Raw genomic sequence first — 21984 nt, forward strand, 5'->3', positions numbered from 1 at the left:
GTTGACAATTTAGCGACCGACGGCCTTGAGCGACGAGCTCACGCGATGATCGGGATGATTTCCGAAAGCAAGGATGAGGTTGCGCAGTTCCGGTTCCTGAACGCGCGATGCCGCCGTCTGGCAATCGGCCCAATCCAGATCGCGGACACCCTTTTCCTTGAAGTTATCCACCATTGCGTCGACGCGTAGCGGATGGACCTGAACCCGAACAGGAACTTTCAAGCCATTCTTGAGCTTCTTGAGATATCCAAAGTGACCAAAGGCTTCCTTCTCGGCAGTGCCGCGCACCCCCGCTTCCTCTAAAGCTTCACGCTCGGCAACGGCATGGGCCTTCTTGCCCTTCATCGGCCAACCCTTGGGGATGACCCAGCGTCGGGTTTCGCGGCTGGTCAGAAGCAGGATCTGGAGCCCATGGATGGAATCGATCCGATAGCACAGTGCGGCATATTGCTGACGCGGCGGTCGCCGCATCATCAGCAAAATGTTTTCCGTTATGCGATCGAGCAGACTCACTTTCCTACATCTCCTTTCTGCGACCGATTATGACGCAAGAATCAGCCCTTGCACAGCTGTTCAGTATATATAAAACAATAGTGCCGACCTTTGCTCCTCGTCTAGAAACAGATTTTACGGGCGATAAGTTGCATGAGCCTTAACCGGTCACCACCATTGCAGGCATCGAGTTTCAGATAAGTCTGCTTTGGCAGCGGCACAAGCTTGATGCGCCTACACGAAAGTGAGAGGAATGCGATATTGACCAGATGAGGGAGGCAGTCTTGTCTGACGTGATTTCGTTTCTTCAGCCGCGCGAAAAGGTGCTGGCTCGCCGTTCTACAATCATCGCGGATCTGGCGGATCTGCTCCCGGCCGATTGCCTGGTGCATGAGCCGCGCGAACTTGTTCCCTTCGAAACGGACGCCTTCGTCGCGTATCGTCGGCTGCCGCTGGCCGTCGTTTTGCCTCACACCACCGCCCAGGTGGCGGCAGTGCTGAAATACTGTCATCGCTATGGCGTCCCTGTCGTGCCGCGGGGCGCTGGTACCTCTTTGTGTGGCGGGGCCATTCCGCAGGAGGACGCGATCGTCATCGGTCTGTCGAAGATGTCGCGAATTCTCGAAGTCGACTTTGCCAATCGCACGGCAACCGTGCAGGCGGGGGTCACGAACCTTTCCATTTCGGACACGGTCGGGCCCGAGGGCTATTTCTATGCTCCCGACCCAAGCTCGCAGCTCGCCTGCACCATAGGCGGCAACATCGCTATGAATTCCGGCGGTGCCCACTGTCTGAAATATGGCGTAACGACCAACAATCTCTTGGGCGTCAAGATGGTGCTGATGGACGGCACGGTCATCGATCTGGGCGGCAAGCATCTGGATAGTGCCGGTTACGATCTTCTGGGCCTGGTTTGTGGATCGGAAGGCCAACTTGGTATCGTGACCGAGGCAACAGTGCGCCTGCTTGCAAAGCCGGAAGGGGCGCGTCCGGTACTTTTCGGCTTCACGAGTTCCGAGGAGGCCGGGGCCTGTGTGGCAGATGTCATCGGGGCGGGGATTATCCCCGTGGCAATCGAATTCATGGACAAGCCAGCCATCGAAATCTGTGAGGCCTTTGCCAAGGCTGGCTATCCGCTGGATGTCGAAGCCTTGCTGATTGTCGAGGTTGAGGGGTCCGAAGCCGAGATGGAGGCCATGTTGGCCAGCATCGTCGAGATTGCCCGTCGCCACGGCGTCAAAACCGTGCGTGAAAGCCAGTCTGCCACCGAGGCGGCGCTGATCTGGAAGGGCCGCAAATCCGCCTTCGGCGCAACCGGGCGAATCGCGGATTATATCTGCATGGATGGCACGGTGCCGCTTAGCCAGCTTTCCTATGTCCTGAAGCGTACGGGTGAAATCGTCGAAGGGTTCGGCCTGCGTGTCGCCAATGTCTTCCATGCGGGGGATGGCAACATGCACCCGCTGATCCTGTTCAATGCAAACGATCCCATTGAGGCGGCCAAGGCGGAAGCCGCTGGCAACGAAATTCTGAAACTGTGCGTCGATGCCGGAGGCTGCCTGACCGGGGAGCATGGCGTTGGCATCGAAAAGCGGGATCTGATGCTGCATCAATACACGCGGGCCGAACTCGATCAGCAGATCCGTGTCCGGGAAGCCTTTGACGGTCAATGGCTGCTCAATCCCTCCAAGGTCTTCCCGCTTGACGGACGGCCGCAGACTGCCGGTGCCGCATGAGCCTTCTTCTGGTCCCGACATGTGAAGACGAGGCGGCGGATATGATCCGCGCCGCCGCCGAAGCAAAACGCAGTCTCGCAATTTCTGGCGGCAATACCCGCAGCGGCTTCGGTCAGCAAGTCGAAGCACAGGGCGTCCTGCGTTCGCCCGGACTTTCCGGCATTGTCGCTTATGATCCGGCAGAAATGGTTTTGACCGCACGCGCTGGAACGCCGGTGGCCGAGATCGATGAGGCGCTTGCCGAAAATGGCCAGATGCTGGCCTTCGAGCCCATGGACCATCGCCCCGTCATGGGCACTTCGGGCGAACCGACAATCGGCGGCATCTTCGCAACCAATACATCCGGTCCCCGCCGGTTCGTTGCCGGTGCAGCGCGTGACAGCCTTCTGGGCGTCCGCTACATCAATGGTCGCGGCGAGGTTCTGAGAGCCGGTGGACGTGTGATGAAGAATGTCACCGGCCTGGATCTCGTCAAGCTGCTGGCCGGCTCCTTCGGGACACTGGGCTTTCTGACCGAAGTTACCTTCCGTGTCCTTCCGCGCCCGCAGGACCAGCGCACCATCATTCTCTCTGGACTTGACGATGGAGAGGCCACTCGCGCCATGGCGATTGCCATGAGCCTGTCGGTCGAGGTCTCAGGCGCGGCACATCTGCCGGAAAGCGTCAGGGGCCGCTTCCTGAACGCCACTCTGCCGGACGGACCCGCCACGGTTCTAAGGCTCGAAGGCCTTGCCGCATCGGTGGCCGTGCGTGCCGAAAAACTGGTCGCAACGCTGCAATCACTTGCGCCCATCAGCCAGTTGGATGCCGAAGAAAGCCGCGTTCTCTGGCAGGAAATCCGCGATGTCAAACCCTATGTCGATGGCACGATGAAGCCCTTGTGGAAGGTCTCCGTCGCGCCCACCAGCGGTTTCCAGCTGGTCGCGGCCCTTCGCTTGCAGGCGGGGATCGATTGCTTCTACGACTGGCAAGGTGGCCTTTTGTGGATGCGCATGGAATCCGAGCCGGAAGGAGAACTCGTGCGTCACGTCATGCATCAGATCGGCGGCGGCCACGCGACGCTTGTTCGGGCGAGCGTTGATATGAGGGCAACAGAAAACGCGTACGAGCCCTTGCCCGCAGCGGTTCTTGCGCTTCAGGCAAGGATCAAGAGCCAGTTGGATCCAGCCGGCATTTTCAACCCGGGCAAGATGGCAAGAGGCTGAGCGATGCAGACCAATTTCACCGCCGAGCAGCTTGCCGATCCCCATGTGGCAGAATCCGAGGCCATTCTGCGCCGCTGCGTGCATTGCGGTTTCTGCACGGCGACCTGTCCCACCTATGTGACGCTGGGCAACGAGCTGGATAGTCCGCGCGGGCGCATCTACCTCATCAAGGATATGCTGGAAAACGGTCGCGCCGCCGATGCGGAGGTCGTCAAGCATCTGGATCGCTGCCTGTCCTGTCTTGCCTGCACCACCACCTGCCCCTCGGGCGTGGACTATATGCACCTGATCGACAATGCTCGCGTGCATGTGGAAAACACCTACCGCCGCCCGCTGGTCGACCGGTTGATCCGCAATGTTCTGGCCTTCGTTTTGCCATACCCTTCGCGGTTTCGCGCGGCGCTGAAACTTGCCCGGATGGGCAAACCCTTCGGTCCGCTGCTTGGCCGCTTCTCCCCGCTGAAGCCGCTGGCGGCCATGCTGACGCTTGCACCCGCAAATCTGCCGCAGCCGCTGCCTCAGCAATCCCGGCCGCTTGCCGTCCCGAAACGAGGTCGCGTTGCCATACTGGCCGGATGCGCCCAGCCGGTTCTTGATCCGCGCATCAATGAGGCAACGGAGCGGCTTCTCACCCGCCTTGGCGTCGAGATTGCCCGCCCGAAAGGGGAGGGATGCTGTGGCGCGCTGGTCCACCACATGGGTCGCGAAGAGCAGGCGCTGGATTTTGCCCGCCGCAATGTGGACGTGTGGATCGAAGAGGTCGAAAAGCGTGGCCTCGATGCCATCATCATCACCGCATCCGGCTGCGGCACGACCATCAAGGATTACGGCCATATGCTCCGGCTTGATCCTGCATATGCGGAAAAGGCCAGACGGGTTTCAGCGCTGGCCAAAGACATTACGGAATATCTGGCCATGCTCGATCTGCCAAAGCAGGAGAGCCGCGGCCTGACCGTGGCTTATCACTCCGCCTGTTCGATGCAGCACGGTCAGAAGATCACATTGCAGCCGAAGGCGCTGCTGCGCAATGCGGGCTTTGCGGTGCGCGATCCGACGGAAGGGCATCTGTGCTGTGGTTCTGCCGGAACCTATAACATCCTGCAGCCGGAGATTTCTGCCCAGTTGAAGGCGCGCAAGGTCAAGAACATCGAAGCGACGAAGGCCGATATCATCGCCACCGGCAATATTGGCTGCATGACCCAGATCGCCAGCGGCACGAAGACGCCCACCGTCCATACGGTGGAGCTTCTGGATTGGGCCTATGGCGGCCCGAAGCCGGATAAATTGAGCTAACCAGGAATGCTGGCGGTCGCAGAAATCGCCGCCAGCATCCAGAATTCAACCGCCAAAGATCGTGCGCAGGATATCAATGCCGCGATCCTCGAATGCGACAGCACCCTGCTTGTTGCCCGGGCCGATGACGATCACCTTCGCGCCAATCTGGGCACGGGAATAGAGATGCTCGACATCCTTGTTCATCATGCGAATGCAGCCGGATGACATGTTGAGACCGATTGTCCAAGGCTGGTTGGTTCCGTGGATGCGGAAAATCGTGTCGCGGCCACCTTTGTAGAGATACATGGCACGGGCACCGAGCGGATTGTCTTCACCGCCCTTCTGGACGACAGGAAGATGGTGACCCTTGCGAGCCTCACGGGCAATCATTTCCTTAGGCGGACGCCATTCCGGCCATTCCTCTTTCCGGCCGATCTTGACGATGCCGGACCAGCCGAAGCCTTCGCGACCAACGCCGACGCCATAGCGAATGGCCCGGTCATTGCCTTCAACGAGGTAGAGGAACTTGTTGTTGGTATCGATGATGATCGTACCCGGCGCTTCCGTCGTCGCCAGCCGAACGACGCGCCTCTGGAACTTTTCGTCCGGTTCGCGACGCTGTGCAACGAAGGTCACGTCGTTTGATCTTTGCGCTGCGGGCTGCTGTCCCCGCGTAAAAGCGGATGCTGTATCAAACGATGCCAACAACGAGCATGCCGCTAAGCCAAGCGCCATGCCATGCCTGAAAACTGCCATTCCCCGTCCCCCTAAAACTGGCTTTTGCAAGTTCGCAAAGTTTTATTGATTTGCCAGAGAATGCAAGTGGTCCGGCATTGCAGCGTCCGAAAACTCTGCCATGCCGCGACTTTTACATCACGATGACCTTCGTGCCGACATTTACGCGGCCGTAGAGGTCCGTCACATCCTCGTTTCGCATGCGGATGCAGCCGGAGGAAACGGCACTGCCGATCGTCCACGGCGCGTTGGTCCCATGAATGCGGTAGAGGGTGGAGCCAAGGTAGAGGGCGCGCGCACCAAGCGGATTTTCCGGGCCGCCTTCCATCTTCACTGGAAGATAATGGCCCTTTGCGGCTTCACGCGCGATCATTTCCTTAGGCGGATGCCAGTCCGGCCATTCCGCCTTGCGGGTAACCGTATGGGTGCCCGCCCATTCAAAGCCGGGCTTGCCGACACCAACGCCGTAGCGCTTGGCCTGTCCGCCTTCCATCACGAGATAGAGGAAGCGGTTGTTCGTATCGATCACGATCGTGCCGGGCTTGTGCTCGGTCTGGTAGGCCACCATCTGCGGCAGGAATTGCGGTTCGATCTGACCCTTGATGACGGGAACGCGCTGCATGGCCGCCTGCTGGACCGGTGCCTGCTGCGCTGGCATGCGGTTTGGCCGAATCTGCGTCGTCTGCGTGCGCGGCACGACATAAGCCGGTTGATGTGAGGGATAGGCATAGCGAGGCTGCGCCGCATCGCGCGTGGCCGGGTCCCGGTAATCGCGAACGCCGCGCTGCATCGGCTGAACACGGTAGCTGTCGGGAGCGCGAACCTGCCCGCCGAGTTGCATGACCCAGGGAGCGGTAAGATCGGGGCTCACCACGACCGGTGGACGTTCACGGTAACGATCCTGCGCCGTGGCTTCGGTGGCCGTCAGTCCCATCGTTGCGCACAACATCAGGACCAGTGATTTCGCTCTGCTGGGCATGGTATCCCTCTTCCTACATTCACTATGGCAGTGGCTTTGCTGCGACCGTGACCCAAAGATTAAAGCGAATGGTAAATTTCGGGTGGTGCGAATGCCGTGAATGCCGGAAAGCTTTCGGCAAGGTTAATCGCCGGTTTTAAAACATGGTTGATAGCTGTTAAACCGAAGCGGCTTGTAGATCGGGGAGGATTCGCGGTGGAAAAATCTGGCATTATCGAGGGCCCGGATGGCCGCTGCCGCTGCTTCTGGCATCAGAACCTGCCGGATTACATCCGCTATCATGATGAGGAATGGGGCCGCCCAGTGACGGATGACAGGCGGCTGTTCGAGAAGATCTGCCTCGAAGGGTTCCAGTCGGGCCTGTCCTGGCTGACCATTCTGCGCAAGCGCGAGAATTTTCGTGCAGCCTTTGCCAGCTTCGATTTCGAAAAGGTTGCGCTGTTCGATGGTACGGATGTCGAACGTCTCGTCGCTGATGCGGGCATCATCCGCCATCGCGGCAAGATCGTCTCGACCATCAACAATGCTCGCAGAGCCATCGAATTGCGCGACGAGTTCGGTTCGCTGGCGCGCTTCTTCTGGTCCTATGAGCCAAAGCCGGAGGAGCGTCCATCCGTCGTTGATCTCGAACACCTGCGCGCCAATCCAACGACGGCGGTCTCGGTTCGTCTGTCGAAGGATCTGAAGAAGCGCGGATGGACGTTCGTTGGCCCGACGACGGTCTACGCCTTCATGCAGGCCATGGGGCTGGTCAACGACCACATCGAAGGCTGCTGCATTCGCGAGGAGACCGAGGCCCTACGAACGGATTTGGTTCGACCATAAGGCCTATTCTATGGTCCTGGAGGTTGGAAAACCTCCAGGTCTCTTTCGCACTTAAATCAGCAAGTTCGTTCTTGCCGGAATTCAGGGGAGATTGACGCCCCGGTCGTCATCCTCACCCACAACGCCGGACGTCATAAACCCACCGCCATCCCAAACGATATAGAGATACTTGCGCTCACCTGGCGCTGGATCGCCTACCCAATCGTTTGTCGCAAGAAAACGCCGTTGTCCGCTTGCATAGGCCTTTTTAATTTCACTTGTCGCGTCGCGAGTTTTTTCCCAAACTCCATAGCCTGCATAGGTGATGTTGATAGCCATGACGATCCTCCGTGGCAAAAGCGCCGGGGAAACCGTAACTTCACATTACATAAAGCAATAACAAATTGTTCTGAATTATGTAAAAGGAAAATTCGCTTGTGACTATGTATCCAGTCTAGAATTGAAATGGCAGACTTTAACTCGAAAAAGTCAGGTTATGATTCAGATATTGGAATCTATATTTTTGATCAGGTTTTCCAAATCTCTCAGATCTTTAATTTCCCGAAACCGCGGCGCCTCTGTCGGTTTGTCGACATGCTCCAGCACCCAGGTCAGTTCATGCGGCACGAACACGCCCCAGGCGCCAGCGGCAATGGCGGGGACAATGTCGGATTTCAGCGAATTGCCCACCATCATGGCGCGCTGCGGCCCTTCTCCATACTTGCCGAAAATCCGTCTGTAGGTGGTCGCCGTCTTGTCTGACACGATTTCCACCGCATCGAAAAAATCGCCAAGCCCGGATTGGGCCAGTTTCCGCTCCTGATCGAACAGATCTCCCTTGGTGATCAGGACGAGAAAATACTGCCCGCGTAGACTTTCCAGAGCCTCTCGCGCATACGGCAGGCATTCTACAGGATGCTTCAGCAGTTCGCGCCCGATCATCAGGATTTCGCTGATGGTTTGGCTTGGAACCCTGCCTTCCGTCACCTCGATGGCGGTCTCGATCATTGAGAGCGTGAAGCCCTTTATGCCGAACCCATAATGGGCGAGGTTGCGTTTCTCCGCCTCCAGTAGCCGCTCGGACACGTGTTCGCCTTGCGCATACTCTGCCAGCAGATCACGGAAACTCTGTTCCGTGAAACGGTAATATTGCTCGTTCTGCCAGAGCGTGTCGTCGGCATCGAAGCCGATCATCGAGACTGGGCGTATCGTCAAGGCGGCCTCCTCTTCGAACCTGAGTGTAGTGTCAGACTGCCGCGAGACAATGGCGCGGGCGCGCCATTGTCGAAATCGGTCAGCAAGAGTGCGTCAGCCGCCGTTCTTGGCCAGCCAGTCCTGCATCATCTTGATCTCGGCCTCCTGGGCTGTGATCACCTCCTCGGCCAGTTTGCGAATGGCGGGATCCTTGCCGTATTGAAGCTGGATCTTGGCCATGTCGATGGCGCCTTGATGGTGCGGGATCATGGAGCGCACGAAATCGACATCCGTTTTGCCGGTGTAGGGCACCATCATGTCCTTGTGCATCTTGCTGTTCGCCGCTTCGAAGGCTTTGGTCGAGGCGGATTTGTCCATGGCCATGCCCTGGTGGCCCTGATGCCCTTTCATCTTGATGTCCTGCGACAGGGCAGGGGTGACAGTGATGCCGAGCGCCACGATGGCAGCAGAAAGCATTGAGAGCTTCATGGTTCTTCTCCTGAATGGATCTTGAGTTCTGGGAAGGCACACAACTCAAGCGCGGGGAGGGGGAACCAGCGGGCGCGGGGTTTCGTCGCTCATGGGAGACATCAGTGCAGGTGCGGGCCTATCCGGTGCCGCAATCGGGCCTGAGGTGAAGATGAGCGGCGGCGGCAGCGCGGTACAGGCGATGCAGAACGCCATGGTGCAATTGGCGGGCAGAAGCGGACAATGCCAACTGTTATCCCGCGGCGAAGGCGGCGCATCTTGAAGAGCTTGGTGATGCGCGTGGGAAACGCTCGCCTTCGTCGCCATCATCTGCTCGTGGCTCATGCCATGGCGCGGGGCATTATCCAGTATGGTGACCGGCGGTGCCATAGCCATGGCTGGCATGAACCCCTGAAGGGTTAGCGCAAGCAGCATGAGGAGTTTTGCGAAACGGTGCATACCCGTAAAACTAATGGCACGAATGACTTTGACAAGTGAATTCGCAGTCATGTTTTTGATCGGTCAAATCTGTTCGTCAGACGGCAGCGACTCGGCAAACCGTCGCCGAGTTCCGTCTTCCTCTCGCAAGCCTTGAAACATGATCCACGCAAAAGCGACCAGCGGTTTTGCGCGGATCATGCGATAGAGTCATGGGTTAAAGCGTCTTCAGATATTCCAGCAGAGCCTGTTTGTCCGAATCCGGCAAAGCAGTGCCGAACTCGTGGCCGCAACGGCTGTTACCGGAATTGCGCTGGTCGCAGCCTGTCGTCACCGTCGTTGACTGCAAGCCGGTTTGGGTGGCAGCAAGGCCAACCTTCTTGATATCGTAATCCCGGCCTACGGCGAATTGGGTTGGTCGTTGCGCCGCAGGCTTCAGCAGATCCTCCAGCGTCGGCACAGAGCCGTTGTGTAGGTAAGGTGCTGTTGCCCAGATGCCCTGAAGCACGCGGGATTCATACTTGAAGTTGGTCGAGCCATCAGTCGCCCGCGCGGTCATGAGTTTTTGATTGTCACCGCGCGACTTTGGGAAGGCCAGCTTCAACTCCTGAAGTGTTCCGGGTAGGCGCGCTTCCGGCAGATCAGCCATGTCCCCCAGCACGGATGGTGCTGCGGCTAAAAGTGTCTGAGCATCTTCCCGCAGATCGAACAGCTTGCTGCCGTAATATTGCAGAATGCTGTTGGCTACACTCACAGTCAGAATGTCGAGCGAAGAGGCGGTCTTGCCCAGTGTGTCATGCGCAAAAGGAATGCGTGCACCCTCCATTACCCCGGTCTCTGCTGTCCAGTTCAGTATGTCATACTGGCGGCTATCGGTTCCAACGTCCAGAAGGGGCGTGGCCCAGGTAGAGTTGAGCAGCCTCGGCTGGCCGGGCTTAATGCCATGACAGTCGGCACAGCCATTGTTGCCCGGTTGATTGAAGACAGCCTTGCCCTTTTCGGCCAGTTTCTGATTGACCGGGAACGGGAATTTCGGCGGGCCCATCTTTTTGATCAATCCTTCCAGAGTGGACAGGCCACTGAAATTGACAGAGTTGCCCGCCAGATAGTCATATCCCAGCAGAGACCATTTCTCTTTCTTCGGTGCAAACTCTCCAAACACGCCGTAGACTTCGCCCACATTCCGCGCCAGACCAAGTATGTCGCTGCCATTTTCCGCAAATCCGGGCCATTGCGTCTTGTCCTGAATGGCGGCATTCCAAAGGAATGGATAGCGCACTGGCGCATCGGCAGGCTGGATGTTAGCAACCAGAAGGTTGGATGGCGGTGGGCCAATATCGAGACCGGTCAACCGGTTGAAGATCATGCCAACCGCATCGAGGCGCCCCACACCCCAGTTTTCATGCGGAACACCATTCTTGACAATGGCATCGAAACGCTGCGCCCAGAGTGTGAATTCTGTTTTCAGCCAGGATAAACTGTTGGGATCCTTATACTGCGTGCCAAGTACTTCCTTGGCAAAGCTGTCGAACGCGGCGGCGTTTGTCGCAACGGCCTGCGCCGCCGTGTTCAGGTCAACCATAAGGCCATGGAAATTCACAAGCGCCGGACCGCCATCAATGCGGTAGCGCGTTCCAGATACCGCGATTTCACGGGTATGACAGGCGGAACAGGTCATGCCAACCATTTGTTGTGGAGCGGCACCCGTAACCGGAAAACCGACCGGCAGTCCCTGCGACGGCCCGTTCATCGGAAGATAGCCATAACGTTGCAAGCCGTCTGCAAGGAAGCTCGTTCCATCCGGTTGTTTCAGGGCCTGCATCCATGACAGCGCAATCAGGCGTGAGCCCTGATCTTGCGTATAGTACAACGTTCGCGTCGTTGCGTTCCAGTCACTCCCCTGATCTGCGTAGACAATTTCCTGCGCGCTTACGGGGTGCGAAGCTACGCAAAATAGCCCCAGCGCGAGAACCGCGCCCCTCATAAATATGCTCGTCATTTTAAAATCCCCAACCCGTAGTAGAAAACAAACGCCACGCTTATAATGCGATGATAAGTTGAAAATTACAATTATAAACAATAAAAAATCCCCTCAGGGATGAATATTCAATTCTAAGTGTATTGTAGAGCTATGAAATTTGTTGTTTGCCGCCACATTTTCTGCTCACCGCCGCGGCCAATCACGCCAGTTCTCTAAACAGCAATCACCCGGTGCACCGCCTCGTAATCCCGGCTGTCTTCACCAAACGGCACCACCGGCCAGTTCCAGTGACGGGCGCTGGGAGGGGCTTCGATCCCGGCCAGAAGATCGCCGGTCTCCAGCACCTTTCCCTGCCGGTCGGTCACCTGATAGGCGACATCCGTCACAAGGCAGGCCTTGCAGGGCAGTCCGGATAGGCCTGTGAGATGGGCATGGATTAACTGGGGTACTATCAGGTCCGCCTGACCGGGCCTCTTTTCCAGTTTGCGCCGTGCGCCGACCCCGATCTGGGATAGGAGATTGGTGGATGCCACGAAATCCAGATAGGGCACCTGCCGCAGGAATGCCAACGGCTCCACTCGTGCGCCCTTGAGGGCGTCTTCCAGTCCCGATACATCCCGCGTGATCAGCCGGACCTTGCCTTTGCCACGAAGCGCGACCCATGCGCGAACGCTGGCAAGATGAACGAGATCCACCAGCACCACCGTATCGAAGGCTTGGACAAGCTCATCCATCGGCACGTCGCGCAAGAGGCCGGACCCGAGCACGACCGCGGTGCGCCTCTGCCTGAGATCGGAGACGGCGTGAAGAATATGCGATTTCGTATTCGCCTCATGCGTTGCCCAATCGCGCTTGCAGCGCTTCGCCCGCGCCCACAGCCGCACGGACGACGAAACATGGCGGCGAAAGTCGGCAGGTGTGACGGCAAGGCTTGCCGCATATTGCAGGGCTTCGGGGATCATTGATGCAATCGAAACTTTCAGGTTAGCGCCAGGAAGGATGCAATTATATGCTTGGCCTAGCTGCGCCGCCACCCCTTCGGCCTTGCCGCTTCAGCCTTCATCCTCTAAGAAACCGCTCAAAATTCCGGCCATTTTCAAGGGTGCCGGTGGCAAGGAAGATCACCATGAGCGACAAGCAGAAGAAGCCCCAGAAACTGAAAGCCCGCCTGCCGCGCGGCTTTGTTGATCGCACTGCCGCCGATATCCATGCCACCAACGAGATGGTCGCCAAGATCCGCGAAGTCTACGAGCGCTACGGTTTCGACCCGATCGAGACGCCGCTGTTCGAATATACCGATGCGCTGGGCAAGTTCCTGCCCGATAGCGATCGCCCGAACGAAGGCGTGTTCTCGCTGCAGGACGATGACGAGCAGTGGATGTCTGCGCGTTATGATTTGACGGCACCGCTCGCCCGCCACGTGGCGGAAAACTTCAACGAGATCCAGCTGCCCTACCGCACCTATCGCGCAGGCTATGTGTTCCGCAACGAGAAGCCAGGTCCGGGCCGCTTCCGCCAGTTCATGCAGTTCGATGCCGATACGGTGGGCGCTCCGGGCGTCAACGCCGATGCCGAAATGTGCATGATGATGGCCGATACGCTGGAAGCACTCGGCATCAAGCGCGGCGATTATGTGATCCGGGTCAATAACCGGAAGGTTCTGGATTCTGTGTTGGCAGCAGTAGGCTTATCCGGTGAGGACAAAGTTGGTCAGCGCCTGTCGGTTTTGCGAGCATTAGACAAGCTAGATAAATTTGGCATTCCTGGTGTTGTGCAGCTTCTTAGCGTGAAGGGGCGTACTGACGAGAGCGGTGATCATACCAAGGGAGCCGGGCTCGATGATGCTCAAATTATGAGGCTGTTGAATACGCTTGGCTGGGGCGCTGAAGGGAGCGGTCCAAATAGTACCGTCGATGATCGATTAACTATCATGAACCTCCATGATCGGCTCGTAGAATATGAGGTGCCTACTGAAGGTGCAACTGAGCTGTTGCATATACATGATTTGGTGCGCGCTGCTGGTTACGATGCGACCCGCATCAAGATCGATCCTTCAGTCGTGCGCGGCCTCGAATATTACACCGGTCCCGTCTACGAAGCGGAACTGACCTTCGATGTCACCAATGAAAAGGGCGAAAAGGTCGTCTTCGGCTCTGTCGGCGGCGGCGGTCGTTATGATGGTCTGGTCTCCCGCTTCATGGGTCAGCCGGTTCCGGCCACGGGCTTCTCCATCGGTGTCTCCCGCCTGATGACGGCGCTGAAAAACCTTGGCAAGCTGGGGCAGGATGAGATTCTGGCGCCGGTTCTCGTCACCGTCATGGATGGCGATGTCGAGGCCATGGGCCGCTACCAGCGCTTCACTCAAGGCTTGCGTAACGAAGGCATTCGCGCCGAAATGTATCAGGGCAACTGGAAGAAGTTCGGCAATCAGCTGAAATATGCCGACCGTCGTGGCTCTCCGATCGCTATCATTCAGGGCGGCGACGAGCGTGAACAGGGCGTCGTACAGATCAAGGACCTGATCGAGGGCAAGCGTCTGTCGGGTGAGATTACCGATAACACCGAATGGCGCGAGGCCCGCGTTGCACAGGTCGTGGTGCCGGAAGCGGAGCTCGTCGCGAAGGTCAAGGAGATCCTTGAGCAGCAGGCCGAGGATCGTCACCGGGCGAAGGGTGATTAATCCCATGCCTGTGGTTTACCCCCCTCTGCCCTGCCGGGCATCTCCCCCTCAAGGGGGGAGATCGACTCGTGGTGAGCGCCGCGTACTCCCGCTGATCTCCCCCCTTGAGGGGGAGATGTCACGAAGTGACAGAGGGGGGTGCCGGGACATCAAGTTGGGGTTAGACGCCTGCTCCAAGTCTTCTCCCCCCTTGTGGGGGAGATGGGCGGCAGCCCAGAGGGGATCTTTCATGGAAGGCAGGCTGATATGCCACTGACCGACATGCCGGATTTTGCCGGGATCATTCTGGATGATTTCGCCACGCGCAATGCCACGCGGGTGGATACACCTGTCATTTTAGCCGCCGAACCCTTTCTCGATATGGCGGGAGAGGATCTGCGGCGGCGGATCTTCCTGACGGAAAACGAGCGGGGCGAGAGCCTGTGTCTTCGCCCCGAATTCACCATTCCCGTCTGCCTGCGCCACATCGAAACGGCGACAGGCACGCCGAAGCGCTATTCCTATCTGGGGCAGGTGTTTCGCCAGCGCCGGGAAGGGGCCAACGAGTTCTACCAGGCAGGCATTGAGGATCTCGGCGAAAGGGATGCAGCCAGCGCCGATGCCCGCATCGTTGCCGATGCGCTGGGCTGCCTGCAAAAGGTTCTGCCGGACAAGGCTTTTGCCGTGACCATCGGGGATCAGGCCGTCTTCGAAGCGGTGGTGGCGGCCCTTGGCCTTCCCGCCGGCTGGCAGCGTCGGTTGGTTCGCGCCTTCGGCCAGACGGATCTGCTGGAAGCCATGATTGCGCGCCTGGCCAAGGCGCAACCCGTGGGGGGTCTGTCACCGGAGGTCGAGCTTCTGCTGGACACCGGGGACGAGGCAGGGCTGGTGACGCATCTGACCAATGAGATGGACCGGACCGGCTACCTGACGAATGCCAGCCGTTCGCCGGAAGAAATCGTACGCCGTCTCAAGGAGAAGCGGCTGCTGGCGGGCGTTTCGCTGGACGCGACCAAGCTCGATGCCTTGAAGGAGTTCCTCTCCATCAATGTCTCGCTTCGCTATGCCCCGGGTGTGCTGGCGGATTTCGCGAAGTCTGCCAATCTCCCGCTGGAAAAAGCGATTGAAGGTTTCGATGCCCGCGTAGCGGCCCTTGGCAAAGCTGGCGCTTCACTGGCCGATATCACCTGGCGTGCAGCCTTCGGTCGTCCGCTGGACTACTACACGGGTCTTGTGTTCGAGATCACCGTGCGGGGCGGCCATGACGTGCTGGTGGGCGGCGGCCGTTATGACCGCATGCTGACCCTGCTCGGCGCAAAAGACCATATCCCGGCTGTCGGTTTTTCCATGTGGCTGGACCGGATTGAAAGATCTTTGGAGGTAACACGATGAGCATCACCATCGGGCTTCCCTCCAAAGGCCGCATGAAGGACGATGCCTCCGCCATCTTCGAGCGGGCGGGCATGAAGATCGTCGCCGTCGGCAATGACCGCTCCTATCGCGGTCGCGTCGAAGGCTTTGACGATGTGGAAATCGCTTTCCTCTCAGCCTCGGAGATCTCGCGCGAGATCGGCAACGGCACGGTGGATTTCGGCGTGACCGGTGAGGATCTCGTCCGCGAAGGTCTGGCAGAAGCCGACAAGCGGGTGGAGATCGCAGCGCGCCTGGGCTTCGGCCATGCGGATGTCATCGTCGCTGTGCCGGACATTTGGCTCGATGTCGAAACCATGGCCGATCTCGGCGATGTGGCGGCGGAGTTTCGTGCCCGTCATGGCCGCCGTCTGGCGATTGCAACGAAGTATTGGCGGCTGACCCAGCAGCACTTCTCGTCGCAACACGGCATTCAATTGTATCGGATCGTGGAAAGCCTGGGCGCGACAGAAGGCGCGCCGGCAGCCGGACAGGCCGATATCATCGTGGACATCACAACGACCGGATCGACGCTGAAGGCCAATCATCTGAAGGTTCTTTCGGACGGCGTTATTCTTCGTTCCGAAGCCTGTCTCGTGCGCGCACGAAAGCCGGAGCATGAGGGCAATCCGACCGTTGCCCGTATTATCAAGGCCGTGCGAAGCGTTCTCTAAACCATTCTTGAATGCATGGAAAAACCCGCCGGATCCTTGTCGATCCGGCGGGCTTTTTATGTGCCTTGGAGGTCAGGCGAAAGATCAGGCCAGCGCTGGTTTTACGCCGCGACGGGCGTCGAGCGAGTAGGCGCCTGCGCCGACAGTGGCAAGCAGCAGATATGCGCCAGCGAGCGTGAAGTTCTTCATCATCATGATCTGGTTCAGCGTGTTCAGCCAGCCGAGAGCGGCTTCAGGCCAGCCCGGAACGGCAATCGTGCCGGAATGGAAGACAGCGCCGGTGAATATGCAGAATGCGGCAAGCGCAAAGCCCGTGAGTTTGGTCTGGAAGCCAACCAGGACGAAGAGGCCAGCAACCAGTTCGAAAGCGCCAGCCAGATAGGCAAGAGGCGTTGCAGCAGGAAGACCAGCCCCAGTGATCATGCCAGCTGTTCCTGAAGGATCGGCCAGCTTTCCAAATCCAGCGGTTATGAAGATGAAGGAGAGGAGGATGCGCGCAACAAGGATCAGCGCATTGTTGGTCGAGGACATAGATAGACTCCAGAGAAGGCCTTGGGAGGCGTTAAATTGTATGGAGTGACTATGCGCCAGATTATCGCGCCGAGAAAGATGAACGAACGGCAACGAATTGTTCGATATTAACGAACAACAATTCCGTGATCGGAACGGGATGGCCCCGGCCGCGTTTATACCGCAAACCTGAATACTGATTTCATCTCACATTCAGGCGGCGCTGGGCAACCTGCGCCTCAGACACAAGCGTCGGAAGGAAACACCATGAAGAAAATCATTATCAGCGCGCTGGCCCTCGTCATGGCCTCTTCGGTTCCGGTCTTCGCACAGACCTATCGTTCCGAAGCGCGCGAATATCGTCAGGAGCAGCGCATTCATCGCGCCCTGCGCCAGGGTGAGTTGACGCCGCGGGAGGCGCAACGTCTGATCCAGCAGCAGCGCAGGATCGATCGTGCCCAGGCGCGCGCAGGGCGTGATGGCTATGTGACGCGGCAGGAGCGCCGCAAGATCGAGCGCATGCAGGATCGTGCGTCACGCAATATCTACCAGAAGAGCAACAATGGCCGCGGCTATTACTAGAGCGCTTCAGGGTTAAATGGAAACAGTTCTGTTTGAGAGGGCGGGAGCAGATGCGAGGAGAAGGGCGCGTGTCGTAGCCTCAGCATACGGCCAAGCCCTGCGACAAAGCAGATGACCCGCCATCTCAAACCCGGAGGGCCGGATCATTTTCAGCCATTACCTGCGGCTTTGGTCTCGACCGTACCTTGCGGGTATGCCCTTCGCCAAAAGCCTTGATCCTGACTGAAACCGATCACGGCAGAACGATTCCATTTAGCCCTGAAACGCTCTAAGGCGTCGCGTTGACAGTGCTGAATGCAAAAAGGGCGGCCTTTCGAGCCGCCCTTTCCGTATTCCAGATGCTGGAAGGCTTGGACTTAGAAGTCCATGCCACCCATGCCGCCCATGCCGCCAGCTGGCATTGCAGGTGCGTCCTTCTTCGGCAGTTCTGCGATCATGGCTTCCGTCGTGATCAGCAGGGAAGCAACCGAAGCTGCGTTCTGCAGAGCCGTGCGAACAACCTTGACCGGGTCAACGATACCCATGGCGATCATGTCGCCGTACTCGGAAGTCTGAGCGTTGTAGCCGAAGTTGTCGTCGTTCTTGTCGAGGATCTTGCCAACAACGATCGAAGCTTCGTCACCAGCGTTTTCTGCGATCTGGCGAACCAGAGCCTGCAGTGCGCGGCGAACGATGTTGATACCAGCTTCCTGGTCGTCGTTTGCGCCCTTGACGGAGATCTTCGTGGAAGAACGCAGCAGAGCAGTACCACCGCCCGGTACGATGCCTTCCTGAACAGCAGCGCGCGTTGCGTTCAGAGCGTCGTCGATGCGATCCTTGCGCTCCTTCACTTCAACTTCCGTTGCACCGCCAACGCGGATCACGGCAACGCCACCGGCCAGCTTTGCAAGACGCTCCTGCAGCTTTTCGCGGTCGTAGTCGGATGTGGTTTCTTCGATCTGAGCCTTGATCTGGGCAACGCGGCCTTCGATGTCAGCCTTCTGGCCGTTACCATCGACGATCGTGGTGTTTTCCTTGGAGATCGAAACCTTCTTGGCACGGCCGAGCATGTCGAGCGTGACGTTCTCGAGCTTGATGCCGAGATCTTCGGAGATCACGGTACCACCGGTCAGGATCGCGATGTCTTCCAGCATGGCCTTGCGGCGATCGCCGAAGCCAGGAGCCTTGACGGCAGCAATCTTCAGGCCGCCACGCAGCTTGTTGACGACGAGCGTTGCAAGAGCTTCGCCTTCGACGTCTTCAGCGATGATGAGGAGCGGCTTACCCGTCTGAACAACGGCTTCGAGAACCGGCAGCATGGCCTGCAGGTTGGAGAGCTTCTTCTCGTGGAGGAGAATGAAAGCGTCGTCCAGATCTGCAACCATCTTTTCAGGGTTGGTCACGAAGTAGGGCGACAGGTAGCCGCGGTCGAACTGCATGCCTTCGACGACTTCGAGTTCGGTCTCGGCGGTCTTGGCTTCTTCGACGGTGATAACGCCTTCGTTGCCAACCTTCTGCATGGCTTCAGCAATGTCGCGGCCAACCTGGGTGTCGCCGTTTGCAGAGATCGTACCAACCTGAGCAACTTCCTCAGAGGTGTTGATCTTCTTTGCCTTGGCCTGCAGGTCCTTGACGACTTCTGCAACAGCGAGGTCGATACCGCGCTTCAGGTCCATCGGGTTCATGCCGGCAGCAACAGCCTTCTGGCCTTCGCGAACGATAGCCTGGGCAAGAACGGTTGCGGTAGTGGTGCCGTCGCCTGCGATGTCGTTGGTCTTCGAAGCAACTTCGCGGACCATCTGGGCGCCCATGTTCTCGAACTTGTCTTCCAGTTCGATTTCCTTGGCAACCGATACACCGTCCTTGGTGATGCGCGGAGCGCCGAAGGACTTGTCGATAACAACGTTACGACCCTTCGGGCCGAGCGTTACCTTGACGGCATCAGCGAGAATGTCGACGCCACGCAGCATCTTTTCGCGCGCGGTACGGCCGAATTTTACTTCTTTAGCAGCCATTTTTTAAAACTCCTCTGAGCGGTTACAGCTCACTGTCGTTCAATCTTGTGATGGATAACGTCCCGACTGAAATCAGCCGATGATGCCCATGATGTCGGCTTCCTTCATGATCAGAAGGTCTTCGCCGTTGAGCTTTACTTCCGTGCCGGACCACTTGCCGAACAGGACGCGATCACCAACCTTGACGTCAAGCGCGACAACCTTGCCGGACTCGTCACGAGCGCCGGAACCAACAGCGACGATTTCGCCTTCCTGCGGCTTTTCCTTGGCGGTGTCTGGAATGATGATGCCACCCTTCGTCTTCTCTTCAGATTCGACGCGACGAACGACAACGCGGTCGTGCAGCGGGCGGAAATTGGTGCTTGCCATTGTCTAATCCCTCGATCAAATGACATTGACGGGTTTGAAGCCCGTATCATTGTTGTTAGCACTCACTCTGTACGAGTGCTAGCGGCGAACAGATAAGATTGAGCTGCGGCTGAGTCAAGAACGGGTTTCGTAAAAAATTGGCCGATTCTGAACGTCTTCCTGCTTCCTCGAAACCCGTGATGGAAACTCCGGCGCAAACCCCTGAATTCTCGGAGGTTCTGCGGGTCTTCGCCCGTATCGGCCTGTTGAGTTTCGGTGGTCCAGCCGGTCAGATCGCGATGTTGCACAAGGCTGTGGTGGAAGAAAGGCAGTGGCTTTCAGAGGAAAGATTTCTGCATGCCTTGAGCTATTGCATGCTGCTTCCCGGACCGGAAGCGCAGCAGCTTGCCACCTATATCGGCTGGCTCGTCAAGGGTGTGCGTGGCGGCATCCTGGCCGGACTCCTCTTCGTACTTCCCGGTCTCGCCGTCATGATCGGCCTTTCCACAGCCTATGCGCTATATCAACAGACCGATTGGCTGACGGGTCTCTTTTTTGGCCTCAAGGCTGCGGTGCTTGCCATCGTGGTCCAGGCGCTGGTTCGGCTCTCGGCGCGAACATTGAAATCAGGCTTTCATATCGCGCTTGCGGTCGGCGCCTTCCTCGCTCTCTTCGTTCTGGATCTGCCGTTTCCGCTTGTGGTTCTCGGCGCGGGCCTTCTCGGTTACTGGCGAAGCCGGTTCACCGCTCCCGTCACTCCGTCGATCGATGCAGGGGTAGGGCAGCCTGCTCTGGCATCCCAGATTTTGTCCCTGCTGTTCTGGGTTGCAATCTGGCAATCGCCGCTGCTGATCCTCTGGCTCGTCGATGGTTTCGAACCCTTGGCGACCCTGTTTGGCTTTTTCTCGCGGATGGCCCTGGTCACATTCGGGGGCGCGTATGCGGTGCTTGCCTATGTGGCGCAGGTTGTCGTCCAGGATTACGGATGGCTGAAGCCGGGTGAGATGGTCGATGGTCTGGCGCTGGCGGAAACGACGCCCGGCCCGCTTGTCCTCGTCCTGTCCCATATCGGCTATCTCGTCGGCTTCAGAACGGTGAACGGCATCGATCCGGTGATCGGCGGTATTCTGGGTGCGTTTCTGGCCGCCTGGGCGACCTTCGTGCCGAGCTTCCTCTGGATTTTTGCAGGCGCCCCCTACATCGAACGTCTGCGCGGCCATGCCCGCATGTCCGCGGCGCTGTCGGCCATCGCGGCAGCGGTTGTCGGCGTGATCTGCAATCTGGCGCTCTGGTTCGGCTTGCACGTGCTTTTCAAGGAAATGCATCGCATACCGCTCTTGCCGCCCATGCCGGGAAAGGATGCGTCGGGCCTTCTTGTGCCGGTTCTATCGTCCCTTGATCCGGCGGCCCTCGCACTGTTTCTGGTTTCCGCATTTCTTTTGATCCGTATGCAGGCTGGAATGGTGAAAGTGCTGGCCTTCTGTGCGCTGGCGGGCGTCGTCTGGCAGGTATTTACAAGCTGAACCAATCCGGCCACGCGTATCATGAACACACTGGCATCATTCGGCTTGACTGAAACTCCTTGCCAAGCCGGTCCGGCTTTGCCATGTCAGCACCAGTAGTTTTCATGAAAAGACCGGATGACCATGGCAGACCGCATCAAGACCCTCGGTGAAATCACAACCGGCTACGAGCTGATCCTCTCCGATGTCTGGGGTGTTCTGCATAACGGGGTGGATGCTTTTCCTGCCGCCTGCACGGCGCTGGAAGAAGCGCGCAAGGCCGGTCTCACCGTTGTTCTCATTACCAATTCGCCGCGCCCGGCGCCGGGTGTCATCGACCAGCTGCGCGTGCTGGGGGTTCCCGACAGCGCCTATGACCGGATCGTCACCTCCGGCGATGTGACCCGCAAGCTGATCGCCGAAGGCCCGAAAAACGTGTTTCTGCTCGGCCCGGAGCGCGACATGCCGCTGTTCGAGGGGCTCGATGTGAACGTGACCGGCGAGGCGGATGCGGAGGCAATCGTCTGCACCGGCTTCTTCGATGACGAGAAGGAAGTGCCGGAAGACTATCACGACATGCTGGTGCGCTTCGTTGAGAAGGGCGCGCCTCTCATTTGCGCCAATCCGGATCTGGTCGTCGAGCGTGGCCACCGCATCATTCCGTGTGCCGGTGCCGTTGCCGCCTATTTCGAACAGCTGGGCGGTTCCACCCGCATTGCCGGCAAGCCCCATTCGCCGATCTATGAGGCCGCCCTTGCGGCAGCGCGCGAGGTGAGGGGCGAAATCGACCTCGCCAAGGTCATTGCCGTGGGCGACGGCATGCCGACCGACGTGAAGGGCGCCTTGAGCTATGGTCTCGACCTGCTCTACGTCTCTGGCGGTATTCACGCCGCTGAATATACGGTCAATGGCCAGACGGACGAGGCGATCCTCAATGCTTACCTGAAGCGGGAAGGGGCGACGCCGAAATGGTGGATGCCGCGGCTGGCTTAGTGGGT

The 21984-nt window shown here is 58.4% G+C and carries 22 protein-coding genes; 10 read left to right on the forward strand and 12 right to left on the reverse strand.

The window, feature by feature from the left end; all coding sequences use genetic code 11:
• Positions 1-9 precede the first annotated feature (9 nt).
• Positions 10-513 carry an NUDIX hydrolase gene (locus MUU53_RS01120; RefSeq protein ID WP_247259204.1) on the reverse strand — a complete coding sequence of 168 codons (504 nt, stop codon included), beginning with the start codon at positions 511-513 and terminating at the stop codon, positions 10-12.
• A 263-nt stretch (positions 514-776) separates the two neighbouring features.
• On the opposite strand from MUU53_RS01120, the gene MUU53_RS01125 reads away from it, so the two are divergent.
• Genes MUU53_RS01125 through glcF form a run of 3 tightly spaced genes read left to right on the forward strand, consistent with a single transcriptional unit; the run spans position 777 to position 4726 of the window.
• On the forward strand, positions 777-2228 hold the full coding sequence (locus tag MUU53_RS01125) for an FAD-linked oxidase C-terminal domain-containing protein (RefSeq protein ID WP_247259205.1): 1452 nt from the start codon (positions 777-779) through the stop codon (positions 2226-2228).
• Positions 2225-3433 (forward strand): glycolate oxidase subunit GlcE, encoded by a 1209-nt coding sequence (glcE, locus tag MUU53_RS01130; RefSeq protein WP_247259206.1) that lies wholly within the window; start codon positions 2225-2227, stop codon positions 3431-3433. The genes MUU53_RS01125 and glcE overlap by 4 nt, the downstream gene beginning before the upstream one ends.
• 3 nt (positions 3434-3436) lie before the next feature.
• A complete protein-coding gene (gene glcF / locus MUU53_RS01135) occupies positions 3437-4726 on the forward strand; it encodes a glycolate oxidase subunit GlcF (RefSeq protein WP_247259207.1) in 1290 nt (429 codons plus the stop codon).
• Positions 4727-4771: 45 nt separating this feature from the next.
• On the opposite strand, the gene MUU53_RS01140 is transcribed toward glcF, so the two are convergent.
• Both MUU53_RS01140 and MUU53_RS01145 read right to left on the reverse strand, forming a co-directional pair.
• Complete coding sequence (locus tag MUU53_RS01140; protein WP_247259253.1) at positions 4772-5443, reverse strand: L,D-transpeptidase; 672 nt, start codon at positions 5441-5443, stop codon at positions 4772-4774.
• A gap of 133 nt (positions 5444-5576) precedes the next feature.
• Complete coding sequence (locus MUU53_RS01145; RefSeq protein WP_247259208.1) at positions 5577-6422, reverse strand: L,D-transpeptidase; 846 nt, start codon at positions 6420-6422, stop codon at positions 5577-5579.
• A 195-nt stretch (positions 6423-6617) separates the two neighbouring features.
• Between MUU53_RS01145 and MUU53_RS01150 the strand changes: the two genes are divergently transcribed.
• Positions 6618-7247, forward strand: coding sequence for a DNA-3-methyladenine glycosylase I (locus tag MUU53_RS01150; protein ID WP_247259209.1), 630 nt, complete (start codon positions 6618-6620; stop codon positions 7245-7247).
• Between the two features lie 81 nt (positions 7248-7328).
• On the opposite strand, the gene MUU53_RS01155 is transcribed toward MUU53_RS01150, so the two are convergent.
• From MUU53_RS01155 to MUU53_RS01180, 6 genes are all read right to left on the reverse strand, one after another.
• Complete coding sequence (locus tag MUU53_RS01155; protein ID WP_247259210.1) at positions 7329-7565, reverse strand: hypothetical protein; 237 nt, start codon at positions 7563-7565, stop codon at positions 7329-7331.
• Positions 7566-7727: 162 nt separating this feature from the next.
• Positions 7728-8441 (reverse strand): HAD family hydrolase, encoded by a 714-nt coding sequence (locus MUU53_RS01160; protein WP_247259211.1) that lies wholly within the window; start codon positions 8439-8441, stop codon positions 7728-7730.
• 93 nt (positions 8442-8534) lie between these two features.
• A complete protein-coding gene (copM, locus tag MUU53_RS01165) occupies positions 8535-8909 on the reverse strand; it encodes a CopM family metallochaperone (protein WP_247259212.1) in 375 nt (124 codons plus the stop codon).
• 45 nt (positions 8910-8954) lie between these two features.
• Entirely contained in the window at positions 8955-9398 is a 444-nt protein-coding gene (locus MUU53_RS01170; RefSeq protein WP_247259213.1) for a hypothetical protein, read from the reverse strand.
• A gap of 145 nt (positions 9399-9543) precedes the next feature.
• Positions 9544-11325 carry a di-heme-cytochrome C peroxidase gene (locus tag MUU53_RS01175; RefSeq protein ID WP_247259214.1) on the reverse strand — a complete coding sequence of 594 codons (1782 nt, stop codon included), beginning with the start codon at positions 11323-11325 and terminating at the stop codon, positions 9544-9546.
• A 194-nt stretch (positions 11326-11519) separates the two neighbouring features.
• The gene (locus MUU53_RS01180; protein WP_247259215.1) at positions 11520-12269 is read right to left on the reverse strand and encodes a hypothetical protein; all 750 of its coding nucleotides are present in this window, start codon (positions 12267-12269) and stop codon (positions 11520-11522) included.
• Between the two features lie 164 nt (positions 12270-12433).
• On the opposite strand from MUU53_RS01180, the gene hisS reads away from it, so the two are divergent.
• The 3 genes from hisS to hisG all read left to right on the forward strand — a co-directional run bounded on the left by hisS (position 12434) and on the right by hisG (position 16050).
• Positions 12434-13987: a histidine--tRNA ligase gene (hisS, locus tag MUU53_RS01185; RefSeq protein WP_247259216.1), complete on the forward strand. Its 1554-nt coding sequence runs from the start codon at positions 12434-12436 to the stop codon at positions 13985-13987.
• 246 nt (positions 13988-14233) lie between these two features.
• Positions 14234-15358 (forward strand): ATP phosphoribosyltransferase regulatory subunit, encoded by a 1125-nt coding sequence (locus MUU53_RS01190; protein ID WP_247259217.1) that lies wholly within the window; start codon positions 14234-14236, stop codon positions 15356-15358.
• Positions 15355-16050: an ATP phosphoribosyltransferase gene (gene hisG / locus MUU53_RS01195; protein WP_247259218.1), complete on the forward strand. Its 696-nt coding sequence runs from the start codon at positions 15355-15357 to the stop codon at positions 16048-16050. The genes MUU53_RS01190 and hisG overlap by 4 nt, the downstream gene beginning before the upstream one ends.
• A gap of 84 nt (positions 16051-16134) precedes the next feature.
• On the opposite strand, the gene MUU53_RS01200 is transcribed toward hisG, so the two are convergent.
• On the reverse strand, positions 16135-16581 hold the full coding sequence (locus MUU53_RS01200; protein ID WP_247259219.1) for a DoxX family protein: 447 nt from the start codon (positions 16579-16581) through the stop codon (positions 16135-16137).
• Positions 16582-16827: 246 nt separating this feature from the next.
• On the opposite strand from MUU53_RS01200, the gene MUU53_RS01205 reads away from it, so the two are divergent.
• Positions 16828-17142, forward strand: a complete 315-nt coding sequence (locus MUU53_RS01205) for a hypothetical protein (protein ID WP_165132663.1) — start codon at positions 16828-16830, stop codon at positions 17140-17142.
• A gap of 356 nt (positions 17143-17498) precedes the next feature.
• Here the strand turns inward: MUU53_RS01205 and groL are convergent, their stop codons facing one another.
• Both groL and groES read right to left on the reverse strand, forming a co-directional pair.
• Positions 17499-19136 (reverse strand): chaperonin GroEL, encoded by a 1638-nt coding sequence (groL, locus tag MUU53_RS01210; protein ID WP_062553121.1) that lies wholly within the window; start codon positions 19134-19136, stop codon positions 17499-17501.
• Between the two features lie 72 nt (positions 19137-19208).
• Entirely contained in the window at positions 19209-19505 is a 297-nt protein-coding gene (groES, locus tag MUU53_RS01215; RefSeq protein ID WP_004109735.1) for a co-chaperone GroES, read from the reverse strand.
• Positions 19506-19684: 179 nt separating this feature from the next.
• On the opposite strand from groES, the gene chrA reads away from it, so the two are divergent.
• Both chrA and MUU53_RS01225 read left to right on the forward strand, forming a co-directional pair.
• Positions 19685-21007, forward strand: a complete 1323-nt coding sequence (gene chrA / locus MUU53_RS01220; RefSeq protein WP_247259220.1) for a chromate efflux transporter — start codon at positions 19685-19687, stop codon at positions 21005-21007.
• 123 nt (positions 21008-21130) lie between these two features.
• On the forward strand, positions 21131-21979 hold the full coding sequence (locus MUU53_RS01225; RefSeq protein WP_247259254.1) for a TIGR01459 family HAD-type hydrolase: 849 nt from the start codon (positions 21131-21133) through the stop codon (positions 21977-21979).
• Positions 21980-21984 lie beyond the last annotated feature (5 nt).

The organism is Affinirhizobium lemnae, from assembly GCF_022968395.1.
In the GTDB taxonomy this organism is placed as follows: Bacteria; Pseudomonadota; Alphaproteobacteria; order Rhizobiales; family Rhizobiaceae; genus Neorhizobium; species Neorhizobium lemnae.

Coding starts and splice junctions, on each gene's coding strand:
- glcE (WP_247259206.1), top strand. CDS start 2,225: ATGAGCCTTCTTCTGGTCCCGACATGTGAAGACGAGGCGGCGGATATG.
- glcF (WP_247259207.1), top strand. CDS start 3,437: ATGCAGACCAATTTCACCGCCGAGCAGCTTGCCGATCCCCATGTGGCA.
- MUU53_RS01140 (WP_247259253.1), bottom strand. CDS start 5,443: ATGGCGCTTGGCTTAGCGGCATGCTCGTTGTTGGCATCGTTTGATACA.
- MUU53_RS01145 (WP_247259208.1), bottom strand. CDS start 6,422: ATGCCCAGCAGAGCGAAATCACTGGTCCTGATGTTGTGCGCAACGATG.
- MUU53_RS01155 (WP_247259210.1), bottom strand. CDS start 7,565: ATGGCTATCAACATCACCTATGCAGGCTATGGAGTTTGGGAAAAAACT.
- copM (WP_247259212.1), bottom strand. CDS start 8,909: ATGAAGCTCTCAATGCTTTCTGCTGCCATCGTGGCGCTCGGCATCACT.
- MUU53_RS01170 (WP_247259213.1), bottom strand. CDS start 9,398: ATGACTGCGAATTCACTTGTCAAAGTCATTCGTGCCATTAGTTTTACG.
- MUU53_RS01175 (WP_247259214.1), bottom strand. CDS start 11,325: ATGACGAGCATATTTATGAGGGGCGCGGTTCTCGCGCTGGGGCTATTT.
- MUU53_RS01180 (WP_247259215.1), bottom strand. CDS start 12,269: ATGATCCCCGAAGCCCTGCAATATGCGGCAAGCCTTGCCGTCACACCT.
- hisS (WP_247259216.1), top strand. CDS start 12,434: ATGAGCGACAAGCAGAAGAAGCCCCAGAAACTGAAAGCCCGCCTGCCG.
- MUU53_RS01190 (WP_247259217.1), top strand. CDS start 14,234: ATGCCACTGACCGACATGCCGGATTTTGCCGGGATCATTCTGGATGAT.
- hisG (WP_247259218.1), top strand. CDS start 15,355: ATGAGCATCACCATCGGGCTTCCCTCCAAAGGCCGCATGAAGGACGAT.
- MUU53_RS01200 (WP_247259219.1), bottom strand. CDS start 16,581: ATGTCCTCGACCAACAATGCGCTGATCCTTGTTGCGCGCATCCTCCTC.
- MUU53_RS01205 (WP_165132663.1), top strand. CDS start 16,828: ATGAAGAAAATCATTATCAGCGCGCTGGCCCTCGTCATGGCCTCTTCG.
- groL (WP_062553121.1), bottom strand. CDS start 19,136: ATGGCTGCTAAAGAAGTAAAATTCGGCCGTACCGCGCGCGAAAAGATG.
- groES (WP_004109735.1), bottom strand. CDS start 19,505: ATGGCAAGCACCAATTTCCGCCCGCTGCACGACCGCGTTGTCGTTCGT.
- chrA (WP_247259220.1), top strand. CDS start 19,685: ATGGAAACTCCGGCGCAAACCCCTGAATTCTCGGAGGTTCTGCGGGTC.
- MUU53_RS01225 (WP_247259254.1), top strand. CDS start 21,131: ATGGCAGACCGCATCAAGACCCTCGGTGAAATCACAACCGGCTACGAG.